The organism is Brevibacillus humidisoli (genome assembly GCF_020923435.1).
In the GTDB taxonomy this organism is placed as follows: Bacteria; Bacillota; Bacilli; order Brevibacillales; family Brevibacillaceae; genus Brevibacillus_E; species Brevibacillus_E humidisoli.
On the sequence record NZ_CP087263.1, the window covers coordinates 1,730,789 to 1,743,037 of the forward strand.

Genomic DNA, 12,249 nt, shown 5'->3' on the forward strand with positions numbered 1-12,249 from the left:
CTGTGAAATGCTTGATAACGGGCGGGGCAGGATTTATCGGCAGTCATTTTATCCGATATCTGCTGAATAAATATCCTCATTATCATGTGATTAATCTTGATTTGCTCACCTATGCCGGTAATCTGGAGAACCTCAGAGAACTTCAATCCCATCCCCATTACCGCTTTGTAAAAGGGGACATTTGTGATCGCCGTCTAATAGAATCGCTTCAACCAGTTGATGTGATCGTCAATTTTGCGGCGGGATCGCATGTGGATCGCAGCATCGCGGATCCTGACATCTTCGTTCGGAGCAATGTGCAGGGAGTGCAAGTGCTGCTTGATGTTGCCCGCAGACACGGGATAAAGAAGTTCGTACAGGTGTCCACAGACGAGGTATATGGCAGTTTGGGTGATTCAGGTTATTTTTCGGAAGAGACGCCGCTTGCCCCCAATAGTCCTTATTCAGCCAGTAAAGCGGCTGCAGATCTCCTCGTCCGTGCCTATTATCAGACATACGGACTGCCGGTTATGATCACACGCTGTTCTAACAATTACGGACCCAACCAGTTTCCGGAAAAGCTGATCCCGCTTATCATCACCCATGCGCTTGCGGACAAGGAGATCCCGGTTTACGGTGACGGAGGCAACGTACGGGATTGGCTGCACGTCTACGACCACTGTGCAGCAATCGATCTGGTCATCCACAGGGGGATACACGGCTCGGTCTACAATGTGGGCGGCAGCAACGAATGGACCAATCTAGCCATCGTCAGGAAGATTTTGTCGCTGTTGCAGAAACCGGAGCGGTTGATCCGATTTGTCGAGGATCGCCCAGGCCACGATCGCCGGTATGCGATAGACGCTGCCAAGATCCGGAGGGAACTGGGGTGGAAGCCGCACTACGACTTTGCGACCGGCATAGCAGAAACGATCCAGTGGTACATCAATAACCGAGAATGGTGGTTAGGAATCAAGAGTATGGCAGACCAGCCGTTGCAAGGTGGAAATGGTGGAATGACGAGGCAGATGCGCGCAGGAGATGCGAAGCGATGAGAGTGTTGATTACAGGAGCAAATGGACAACTGGGTACCGACCTGGCTCTGAATTTGTCGCTTCACCATCAAGTATTAGCCTATGGCCGACAGCAACTGGATGTTGCCGACTTTTCCCGGGTCGTTGAAACCGTTCGGTCCGTCAAGCCAGATGTGATTATTCACGCAGCCGCCTATACCAGAGTGGATGAAGCGGAGTCTCAAGCGGATAAGGCGTTTCTGGTGAATGCCTACGGCACCCGCAACTTGGCTGTAGCTGCTGAGCAGACGGGAGCGAAAATCATCTATATCAGCACAGACTACGTATTTGACGGACGAAGTTGTAAGCCCTACGGTGAGTTTGATCCGGTCGGTCCCCTTGGCGTATACGGCAAATCGAAACTGGCTGGCGAGAAAATGGTGAAGTCGCTGACGCGCAGCTATTTCATCGTGAGAACCTCTTGGCTCTATGGCAAGCATGGCCAGAATTTTGTCAAGACCATACTGCAATTAGCCAAGGAGCGTAATCAACTGAAGGTGGTTGACGATCAGACAGGAACGCCCACCTATACGGTCGATCTGGCTGATTTTTTACAGAAGCTGATGCTGACGGACAAATACGGCATCTACCACGCTTCCAACCAAGGCAGCTGCTCCTGGTATCAGTTCGCCAGAGCGATTGCTGCAGATGCGAGGCTCAACATCGAGATAACGCCTGTCGCAACGCAAGAATTTCCCCGTCCGGCACCCAGGCCAGCTTATTCTGTTCTTGACCACATGGCTATCCGTTTAAACGGCTTTGACCAGTTTCGACACTGGAGAGAGGCACTACAAGCGTTCATCAGCGATTATCTGTAAGGAGCAGATGGTACTACAATCATGTGCGAAGGGAGAAGGGGGGAAAGCGGGTGATCACAGTTTCCATCATTCTCCCCACTTACAATGGTATCGAGTATATTGAGGAGGTACTACAAGCTGTTTTTGGGCAACGCACCCGTTTTCGTTTTGAAATGATCGTGATTGACTCTGGTTCTACAGATGGAACGCTGGATGTGATCAAACAATATCCGGTGCGACTGTATCAAATCGAAAAAAGTGAATTTGGTCACGGTAAAACAAGGAACTACGGAGCAGAACTGGCGCAGGGAAACTTCCTCGTGTTCATCACACAGGATGCTACGCCGGCAGATGATGATTGGCTGGAAGAACTAATCATGGGATTTGTTCTCGACCCTTTGGTCGGCTGCGTTTTTGGAAAGCAGATCCCGAGACCGGGTTGCGATCCCATCACCAAGCGCGATCTGTTGCTGCATTTTGAGGCGTTTTCTAAAACGGATGCACCGCTTCTCCAGCAAATGGAGAACACCCCTGAGGGGTGGAAGCTGTTTGCGCAAAGACCGTATTGGTACGGGTTTAATTCCAATGTCAACTCCGCGCTGAAAAAAGATGTTTGGCAGAAAATAAGGTTTCGGGACGTTCTCTATACGGAGGATCAGTTAATCGGCCGAGAGATTATTACGAGCGGGTATAAAAAGGTGTACGCGCCGAAAGCTGCCGTTTTTCATTCGCACAGCTATCCCACTTTTTTTCAGTATTTTCAGCGTTTCTTTGATGAATTAAGAGGGATGGAAATGGCCTTTGGCTACAAAGAAGATGTGCGTTTGCTCAGGCTGATTCCAGATACCTTCAGCATCACACTCAAAGATGCGCGGTACATCTTTGAAGAGACCGAATTACCGTTCGCCGACAAGATTTACTGGGTGTATTTTCGGTGGTGGATTAATTTTTACCGCAGGTTGGGCGCGTATTTCGGCTGCCGGCACAAGCGGTTGCCACCCATGATCAGAAAAGCATTTTCACGGGAGAAGAACCCTGGCTGACCGTCTGGTTCAAACCGACAGCAAGATGAGAGGTGTTCAAGATGCGGATTGCCATCGCCACCGTACAAGTGCCGTTTGAATACGGAGGAGCCGAATTCCTTGCTGCCAATCTGAAACATCAGTTGCTGCGCCGTGGGTTTGAAGCGGAAATCGTGACAATGCCGTTTAAATGGTATCCGTCAGCAAGCCTTCTCGGCAGCATCCGGATTGCCCGTCTGCTTGATTTATCGGAAGTAAAAGGGAAGCCGATCGATTTGCTGATCGCCCTCAAGTTCCCCATCTACCTGGCGGAACATCAAAATAAAGTGCTTTGGCTGCTGCATCAGCATCGGGAAGCCTATGACTTGTGGGGAACCGAGTATGAGGGGCTGCACACGATGCCGCATCGGGACCGGCTGCGCAAACTGATCATGGACTACGACCGCAAGCACATTTCCCGGTGCCAAAAAATTTATACGATTTCAGCCACGGTTTCGACAAGGCTGCGTCAATATAACGGGATTGCATCAACCCCGGTTTACCATCCTCCGTTTGGCTATGAATCTTTCCGCTTCGAATCAGTTGGCGACTATATCTTTTGCCCGGCCAGACTGGAAGAGCTAAAAAGGCAGCATCTCTTGATAGAGTCGCTCCGTTATGTGAAAAGTCCGGTCAAGGTGCTGCTTGCCGGAGTTGGAAAGCAGAGCTATATCGATCGCCTGGAATCACTGATCGAAAAGTACGCGTTGCGAGACAAGGTTCATCTGATTGGTTGGATCAGTGAAGAAGAGAAGGCGAGCTACTATGCCAACGCTTTGGCAGTGTATTACGCACCGTTTCAAGAAGATTACGGATACGTTACCCTGGAAGCTTTTTTCTCGGGAAAAGCGGTGATTACCTGTACGGATTCCGGCGGTCCGCTTGAATTCGTCCAACAGGGAACAAACGGTTTTACGGTACCTCCCGACCCCATGGCAGTCGCGGAAACCATCGATCAACTCTATCAGCATAAACGGATAGCGAAAACCATGGGCATGAACGGGCAGGATTTGCTCAAGCATTTGAATCTCAGCTGGGACGCCGTGATCGAGAGACTGACAGCATGAAGGATGGTTCACAGGGGGGTGATTGTGATGATCGATGACGAGTTTACCGGACGATATCAGGACGGCTGGGTGTCGAGACGGTTTGTTCTTCCCTTGCGACATATCAAAAAGGAATCCCCTTTAATCATCCACGGCCGTCGTTTCCCATACCCGAAGAAGCTGACCATCTCTGTTTATGTAAATGGAACCTTGATTCAACAAGCTGTGAACCCGGACAGTAAGTTTACGATTCGCGCCGTGGTTCCGCCGATGATCAGGGGAACATTGGAGATCGTGGCAAGCGACTACTTCGTTCCCAAGGAAAAAGGGATCAATGAGGATGTGCGGAAGCTGTGTTTTTATCTGGACGAGGTGCTGGTACCCGGGCTGCCTGACCTGATGGAGCCCTACGTTCATTTGTTTGACTTCAAACCATCCAAGAAGGTGTATTTTCTGGACGATGACGTTTGGGACCTGGTTTCTTATATGCTCTCTGACAATTACAAGATACCTTTCCGCAAGATGATGAACCCGCTCAAAGAGACGGAATGGTGGGAGAGCGTGAAACCTGTGGCTGATACGTCCATCCAGGGCACAGTTTACCATAAATTTTCGGGTCTTCCACTACAGGAGGGCGAAGTGCAGCTCTTGGACGGCGACAAGCAGCTTGTCATGCAAACCGTGATTGATGATAAAGGAACCTATTCCTTTAAAGAAGTCGTCCCTGGGGACTATCTTATCTGTGGGAGTGCGACAGCGTACGGTGAACAGCAAATACGTATACGGAAGGACAACTACGGCAAGGTGATACACATTCCAATGCTGCCGTTGGTGTAGCGGCAGTACACCATAGAAATGGGAGGAACGTAACATGAGCAAACAACCGATGAAAAGCCGGGAGGAACTGTACAACTATTGGCGCAATCCGGAAGAGGGGAACCATCCTGACAAATATATTGTACCAGTGGAAAGAAGCCGCTTTCTGCATCAGTACATCAAAAAATACGTCACAGATCCCAACGCAAGCATTCTCGAACCAGGCTGTAACGTAGGGAGAAACCTCAACTATCTTTATCAAGCCGGTTATAAAGATCTGACAGGGATTGAGATCAGTGAGAACGCAGTAAACCTGCTCAAAGAAACGTACCCCGACCTAGCCCGCGAAGCCGCGATCTACAACGCCCCGATCGAAGACGTAATCGCCACATTTAAGACGAACCAGTTTGACATGGTATACGCGATGGCTGTCTTGGAGCACATTCACCCTGACAGTGATTGGATTTTTGCTGAAATGGCGAGAATCGCCAAATCGTATATTATCACGATAGAAGCCGAAAGCTCAGTCACCGAGAGACATTTCCCGCGAAATTACAAGCTGGTTTTTGAACCGTTTGGATTTCAGCAGATCGAAGAAGAAACCAACTGCATCAGGGCTGGCTTGGGACAGGATTTTATTGCACGGGTTTTCGAAAACAAGTGTAAGTGAATCGCCAATAGCGAGAGAAAGGAGTTTTGTAGTGAAACCAGCCAAGGAGCATACAGAGCGGTTGATCTTCTTTATCCATCTGCCGAAAACGTCCGGGACCACTTTGCTTGAGCTTATGACGAACCAGTATCCGTCGAGTGCTTTGCAGTTGGTTTATGGCAATGAAAAAGAGGCAATGACGAATCTCTCACAGGATACCACAGGAAACATACGATGTGTTTATGGCCACTTTATGTTCGGTTTGCATCAGTATACTTCCAGACCTTTTTCCTATGCAGCGATGCTGCGCGACCCTGTAGACAGGGTCATTTCATTGTATTACTTTCACAAAGAGAAACTGAGTCATACGACATTGCAGCAGTTTGTTTCATCCGACTTCCCTGAAGTAGAGAACCATCAGACTCTTTACCTGGCAGGCGGACAGTTTGACCTGCAACGTGCCAAAGCAAACCTGGCAACCTATTTTACGGTTGTTGGGATCACGGAGAGATTTGCTGACTCGTTGTTTTTGTTGATAAAGGAATTGGGTTGGAGCAACATTGATGCCTATTGGTTCACCAATAGAACACCCAATCGCCCCCATAAGGATGAGATCTCCCGGGATGCGCTTGAGTTAATCATGAAGAAGAATCAACTGGATCTTCAACTATATGCGTATGCAAAACAACTGTTTGAAGAGAAAATGGCTAACCTTGACGCTTCTACCCGCATGGAACGCGATCACTTTTTGAAAAATGTAAAAGCAATAGGAGGCTGATCGAGAGATTCACCGCGGGAGGCGAGCGTCTATTATACCAAACAAAAAATGAGGTGCTGCTGAGGCACCTCATTTCTTCTGTTCTCCTATCACGTGTTGATACACAGCAAGTGTTCGCTCCACCATATTATCGGGATGCCAGTATTTCCTCGCCCATTTCCTACTGTTTTCAGACAAGCTTTTCCGTAAGTCGGGATCCCTTATAACCATCAAAATGGCCTGATATAATTCCTCGCTGTTTCTAGGCTCAACCAGCAATCCAGTATGATGGGGTGTGAGCAGTTCCGCATTTCCGCCAACCCGGGTTGTAATCACCGGCAGTCCGATCACTTGTGCCTCCATGACAGCGAGGGAGTGGTTTTCCACAAGTGTGGGGAGTACGAATATATCGGCCTGTTTCAGCAGGTGGTAGATATCTTTGCGGTTGCCTAGAAATTGAACATTGTCCTGCAGATGAAGCTGCTGGGCCATTCTCTCCAGTTTTGGTCTGTCAACCCCGTCGCCGGCAAACAGGCATATAAAATGAGACTCCTCTTTGACTAGTTTGGCAAGAGCTTCTATCAGATAACGTTGCCCTTTGTAAGGGACGATTCGCGCGGGACAGATCATCACCAACCTGCCGTCAGATCGCGGGATGCGTTCAATCGATGCCGTCTCCTGGATAATTCTTTCCGTATTCAATCCATAGGGAATCACCGTCAATTTTTCTGGAGGGGCGAAAAAACGATTAATATACTCTCTGCGAAGCCATTCACTAGGAAGAATCGTTGCGTCAGCCAAAGAAGCTCCGAGATGTTCTTCAACAAAACTGTATTTCCAACGGATCGACCCTTCTTGTTTGATTTCACCGGTTATAAAAAATTCTTCCATCAATAATCCATGCAGGGTAGCAACATGGGGGGTCTCAGGGGGGATGACGCGTGAAAAGGCTCTGGTTGAAATCACGTCATGCGTATGGATTACGTCATATTCTTTCAAACCAAGCAAGACAGAGGCCATTTCAAAAACGTAACTCTCAATTTCTCGAAATCGGGCCCAGTCTTCCAGCTCAGGGAGTTCCTGATCAAAATAATCCATCATCATGTCGTAAAGGGGGTAGAGGATCGGTTTCTTTTCGATGATCCGTTCCTCTCCGAGTAGGTAAACATGATTCATATGCGGGTGATGGGAAAGCACATCCGCATGATGTCCGCGTTCTTCCAGTCCTTGTTTTAACACGTTCAGATAGGTGTGAACACCACCTACATGAGGCAGGTACCAGTAAGTAGCGTGCAAGATTCTCATGAATACCCTCCAGTGCAACATTCGCTCATACTCCTACGGTATTCGGATGCTGCGGCTTTTGCTCTCCGCTGATTACACGTTAACCGCTGGTTGCGCCCTATGATAGGCAGCGGTCAATGGATGCGAAAAAGGCTCTTATCCAAGGAAGAATGCCGTGTCCCTGTATGGGAATATGTTCATACCCTATCCTATAACACAGTTCTTGCTTCGGTTCTTCTGGGAGGGTTCTCATTTGTGGAATCAATATGAACGGTTGTCATTGACAAAACAAGAGATAGCAAACGGGAAACATAGAGAAGCAGTTGGCGGACTCTGGGATGAAATCGGATGCCTGCAGTTTGCCTATTTGGTGAAAAACGGCCTGCAACCGGAACACCATTTCCTTGATGTAGGCTGCGGCAGTTTACGAGGGGGCATCCACTTTATTCGTTATCTAAACAAGGGACATTACTACGGCTTGGATATCAATTCATCCCTGATAGAAGCCGGATGGAAGGAACTGGAGGAGCAAGCCTTGCTAGATCGGCTGCCTTCGCTGGTTGTGAACGATTGTTTTCAGTTTGATCAGTTCGGAGTGAAGTTTGACTTTGCCATTGCCCATTCCGTTTTTACTCATCTTCCAGCAAATGTGATTCATCGGTGTTTGGTGAATATAGATAAAGTGCTGAAACCGGGGGGCAAATTTTTCACCACTTTTTTTGAAGTGAATGACAAGTTTCACCTTGATGAGATATGGCAAAATCAAGAACTGAAAACCTACCTTGACAAGGATCCCTATCATTATCATCGTTCGCTGTTTGCGTATCTGGTCGACGGACTCTCCTTGCATATGGAGTATATTGGTGACTGGGGACACCCCCGCAATCAAAAAATGTTATCTTTTCGCAAAGGACAAGAGACCATGCCCACACAAATCATACCATGATATCCGGCAAGGGATCCCGTATAAAGCCAAGGAACCGGAGGTCGGCAAAACATGGGGCAAAGATCGAAGGCAATTGGCATTGTTGGTATGCACCGAAGTGGAACGTCCATGGTGACTGGAGCCTTGCATATTCTTGGGGCCTATCTTGGTAAAAGGGAAGATCTTGTGCCGCCTGGAGAGGACAATCCCGAAGGCTTTTGGGAACATGCCAGAATTGTTGATATACACGAAAGGATATTATCTGTTTTGAATCGAACCTGGCACACAACAGTTCCTCTTCCGGACAAATGGTGGAAAAGCCCCGTACTTCGCCCATTGCGTGAGGAATTAACTGATTTCATTCAAGCGGAACTTTTGCCACAAGAGTTGTGGGCTTGGAAGGACCCGAGAACCAGTTTATTGTTGCCGCTATGGCATGACATCTTAGAGCGATTACAGGTTGATCCTTTTTACGTGATTTGTATCAGAAACCCATTGGATGTTGCTCATTCGCTAAAAAAGAGAGACGGCTTTTCGATAGAGAAATCGTTAGGAGTCTGGAATCTATATACACTCTCATCGTTGTATTGGCTGCGGGACAAACCAAAAATTATCGTACATTACGATCATTTTTTAGAGGACTGGGAGACAAATCTAAAGCGTATAGCAAATACGTTTCATCTGTTGTGGCCGCAACAGATCAGCGAGTTGCAGCATCGCATGTCACGGTTTTTAAAACCGGAGCTCAGGCACACCAAAACTGAACTGCAACAGTTGTTTGACCACGAACAGATTGGATCATCGCTTACCAACACGTACAAGTTGTGTCTTCAGGCAGAGCATTCTGTGCAGGTTTTGGCTTCTGATGAATTCAATCAGCAAATCAACGATTTTTATCTTGACTACCGCGCTGCAGCCAACATGATCTCTGCCGATGGAGAAGACAGCAACTGTCGCATTCAAATTTTTTTGCCCTCGAACGGTCATTACTCCGAGCAGCATTCTACTGTGGCAAGGGTGTTTCCTGACGGAAAGTTCCACACGTATGAGCTTGCGTTCACAGATGATTTGTCGGGAGATTTGCGGATAGACCCAGTCAATATACCCTCCTATGTTGAAATCAAGTCGATAGAGGTAATCGATGAAAAACGGACCGTACTCATGCACAGGTCGGCAAGCAACCATTTTGCGGGGATCACGTTCGGTCATGGAACGCTTCCCTTAGGGGAGCAAAGCACCTCGCTTTCTTTTCTCTCGACCAATCATGACCCACAACTGTATGTGAGAAATCTCCCCAAAATTACGAATGCCTCCCCCTTTCGTGTACGAATCCAAATGTGTGTATACAAACAAATCTCCCCATCCCTTGGAGAAAAAATAGATGCAGTCTTTACAGCTTTGGATCGCCGGGTCAAAACCTTGTCGTATGAGATAGCGAACAAGGAGAGGATGATACAGAGTAGAGAAGGGTCGCTCCAAAGAATAGAGGACCAACTGCGTGATAGGGATGAATTGTTACGACAAATAAAAGATTTTCTCCTGAATCAAATCGTTGTGGAGCAGTTTGTCGACGATCATCGTGACCTGACCGGTTATTTTGATCGTGTCGATGCAAAAGGGAACAAAATTTTTGGCTATGGCTGGGCGAGAAATCCATTCAATGCGACGGTTTCCTCCGAGGTCATTCTGACTGCTGATGCAGAGAATGTGTTGATTGGACATTGTGTGGCCAATAAAGAGAGGAAAGATGTAGCCAACGTCTTTCGAGACAAAAGAATGAGTCGGTCCGGCTGGGAGATCGTTCTTGATAAAACAGTTTTGCAGCCTGGCCTCCATACGATCAAGGCGTATATGTATTTCAGGAATCAAAAGAAAGCATACAAACTGAATGGAGAATTTTGTATTACGATTGAATAACAACGGATCCTTCGCGAAAACGGAGGACCCGCTGTTGTGTTGCACTGGCCGGTGGTTTGGAAGAAATCACGTGATCCATTCATTGATTTTGCAGATGACAGATTCTTTTAGACACGCTAGTCTGTGCCCGCTCTCCTCCCACGATGTTCCTCTCACGCCAAGGTACAATTTTATTTTTGGTTCCGTACCCGACGGTCGCAGACAAAACCACGATCCGTCGGCAAGGTAATACTTCAGTACGTTTGATTTCGGCAGGGAAATGATCTCAACGGCGGAAGCGTCCATCTGTTTCCTCTCACCGGTTAGATAATCTTCGATTGCGGTAATCTGTTGGCCGGCTACCTCTGCCAGTCCACTTTGCCGAAAGGAAGTCATCAGAGCAGATATCTGGCCCAGTCCTGCTTTGCCTTTCCTCGTAATCGAGTACAAACTCTCACGATAAAATCCGTATGTCCGATACAGGTCGGCTAAAACCTGATGCAACGATTTTCCACGTGCCTTAAAGTAGGCACACATGTCTGCGGCAATTACCGCCGTTTGGATAGCATCTTTATCCCGTACAAAGTCGCCGATCACATAGCCGTTGCTCTCTTCCATTCCCAAAAGAAAGCGATGCTCACCCGATTGCTCATATTCACTCATCTTTTCGCCGATATACTTAAATCCGGTCAGGGTATCAACCGTCTTAACTCCAAAGTCGGTGGCAATCTCTCGGGCCAGTTCCGTGGTGACAATCGTTTTCAGTAGGACTCCGTCGGCAGGCAGTGTGCCTGCCTCTTTTCGCGCCGTCAACAGGTAGTACAGCAGCAGTGAACCAATCTGATTGCCATTGAGCACGATGTACGGACCAGGCTCTCTTTTGACAGCCAATCCTAGCCGATCAGCATCTGGATCGGTGGCGATCAGCAGATCGGCGTTGTTTCGTCCGCCGTACTCAAGGGCGAGCAAAAATGCCTGTCGTTCTTCCGGATTGAGGGAGGCAGCATGCGTAAAGTTGGGATCCGGGTCTGCTTGTTCCCGAACGACGGTCACGTGTCGATAGCCAAAGTGACGCAAACCGCACATAATCGTTTGATAGGAAGTACCATGCAACGGGGTAAACACGATGTGTACCTGCGGGTTTGCGGCGGCTGAACGCTGATCATGTATGCGTATGGTATGGAGGCAGGACAAATAAGCCTGTAAAATCTCATCATAGACCAGTCTAAACTGATCAATCCGATCGTAGTCGACCACTTCCGATACACTGATGGACAGTTCGTCTGTTACCTCGTTTATTTTCGCTGTTACCAGTTTGGCAGCCGCAGGGGTTAGCTGTCCGCCCTCTGCACCATACACTTTATACCCATTGTATTCGGGGGGATTATGACTGGCTGTGATCATGACTCCGGCGAATGCACGCAAATAGCGAATCGCGAACGATAGAAGCGGGGTTGGACACAAACGGTCGAACAAATAGACGAGAATATCGTGTTTTCTGAGCACCTTCGCCGCCTCACGGGCAAAATCGGCTGATTTTTGCCTTGAATCATAGCCAATCACAACTCCGCGACGTTTTGCCGCTTGCCCGTGATCGCCGATATAGCGAGCCAGGCCTTCTGATGTTTTGCGAACCGTATACACGTTCATGCGATTGGTACCCGGCCCCACTTCTCCACGAATCCCGCCCGTCCCGAACTCCAGGTGTTTATAAAAGCAATCTTCGAGGACATGCTCGTTTTCCCGCAAATCTTTCAGCTGTTGACGGAGGTCGCTCTCCAACTGTGAGAAATGGAGCCAGCGTTGGTATCGCTTTTTCCAATTGGTCATGGCTGAACACCTCCTGATCCTTACGAAGGACATCTGATTCATCGTATGCTCTTCGCATGGAACCGCAACGGACATGTATCCATTCCTTGAGTAAGGATGAGAACAGTACTTTTCCGCATGCTGTCCGGTTGATCTA

At 48.3% G+C, this 12,249-nt stretch carries 11 protein-coding genes; 9 read left to right on the forward strand and 2 right to left on the reverse strand.

Annotated features, from left to right (window positions below):
* Positions 1-2: 2 nt before the first annotated feature.
* Genes rfbB through LOK74_RS08650 form a run of 7 tightly spaced genes read left to right on the forward strand, consistent with a single transcriptional unit; the run spans position 3 to position 6,199 of the window.
* Positions 3-1,034: a dTDP-glucose 4,6-dehydratase gene (gene rfbB / locus LOK74_RS08620; protein WP_230046230.1), complete on the forward strand. Its 1,032-nt coding sequence runs from the start codon at positions 3-5 to the stop codon at positions 1,032-1,034.
* Positions 1,031-1,870, forward strand: a complete 840-nt coding sequence (gene rfbD / locus LOK74_RS08625; RefSeq protein WP_230046231.1) for a dTDP-4-dehydrorhamnose reductase — start codon at positions 1,031-1,033, stop codon at positions 1,868-1,870. Before rfbB ends, rfbD begins: the two co-directional genes overlap by 4 nt.
* 50 nt (positions 1,871-1,920) lie before the next feature.
* Positions 1,921-2,892, forward strand: a complete 972-nt coding sequence (locus tag LOK74_RS08630; protein WP_230046232.1) for a glycosyltransferase family 2 protein — start codon at positions 1,921-1,923, stop codon at positions 2,890-2,892.
* A 41-nt stretch (positions 2,893-2,933) separates the two neighbouring features.
* Positions 2,934-3,977, forward strand: a complete 1,044-nt coding sequence (locus LOK74_RS08635; RefSeq protein ID WP_230046233.1) for a glycosyltransferase family 4 protein — start codon at positions 2,934-2,936, stop codon at positions 3,975-3,977.
* A gap of 27 nt (positions 3,978-4,004) precedes the next feature.
* Positions 4,005-4,793: a carboxypeptidase-like regulatory domain-containing protein gene (locus LOK74_RS08640; RefSeq protein WP_230046234.1), complete on the forward strand. Its 789-nt coding sequence runs from the start codon at positions 4,005-4,007 to the stop codon at positions 4,791-4,793.
* A gap of 34 nt (positions 4,794-4,827) precedes the next feature.
* Positions 4,828-5,442 carry a class I SAM-dependent methyltransferase gene (locus LOK74_RS08645; RefSeq protein ID WP_230046235.1) on the forward strand — a complete coding sequence of 205 codons (615 nt, stop codon included), beginning with the start codon at positions 4,828-4,830 and terminating at the stop codon, positions 5,440-5,442.
* 31 nt (positions 5,443-5,473) lie between these two features.
* The gene (locus tag LOK74_RS08650) at positions 5,474-6,199 is read left to right on the forward strand and encodes a sulfotransferase family 2 domain-containing protein (protein WP_230046236.1); all 726 of its coding nucleotides are present in this window, start codon (positions 5,474-5,476) and stop codon (positions 6,197-6,199) included.
* A gap of 69 nt (positions 6,200-6,268) precedes the next feature.
* Here the strand turns inward: LOK74_RS08650 and LOK74_RS08655 are convergent, their stop codons facing one another.
* Complete coding sequence (locus LOK74_RS08655) at positions 6,269-7,483, reverse strand: glycosyltransferase family 4 protein (protein WP_230046237.1); 1,215 nt, start codon at positions 7,481-7,483, stop codon at positions 6,269-6,271.
* A gap of 232 nt (positions 7,484-7,715) precedes the next feature.
* On the opposite strand from LOK74_RS08655, the gene LOK74_RS08660 reads away from it, so the two are divergent.
* Both LOK74_RS08660 and LOK74_RS08665 read left to right on the forward strand, forming a co-directional pair.
* Positions 7,716-8,408 carry a class I SAM-dependent methyltransferase gene (locus tag LOK74_RS08660; RefSeq protein ID WP_230046238.1) on the forward strand — a complete coding sequence of 231 codons (693 nt, stop codon included), beginning with the start codon at positions 7,716-7,718 and terminating at the stop codon, positions 8,406-8,408.
* A 51-nt stretch (positions 8,409-8,459) separates the two neighbouring features.
* The gene (locus LOK74_RS08665; protein ID WP_230046239.1) at positions 8,460-10,304 is read left to right on the forward strand and encodes a sulfotransferase family protein; all 1,845 of its coding nucleotides are present in this window, start codon (positions 8,460-8,462) and stop codon (positions 10,302-10,304) included.
* Between the two features lie 66 nt (positions 10,305-10,370).
* On the opposite strand, the gene LOK74_RS08670 is transcribed toward LOK74_RS08665, so the two are convergent.
* Complete coding sequence (locus tag LOK74_RS08670) at positions 10,371-12,113, reverse strand: phospho-sugar mutase (protein ID WP_230046240.1); 1,743 nt, start codon at positions 12,111-12,113, stop codon at positions 10,371-10,373.
* Positions 12,114-12,249: the final 136 nt, after the last annotated feature.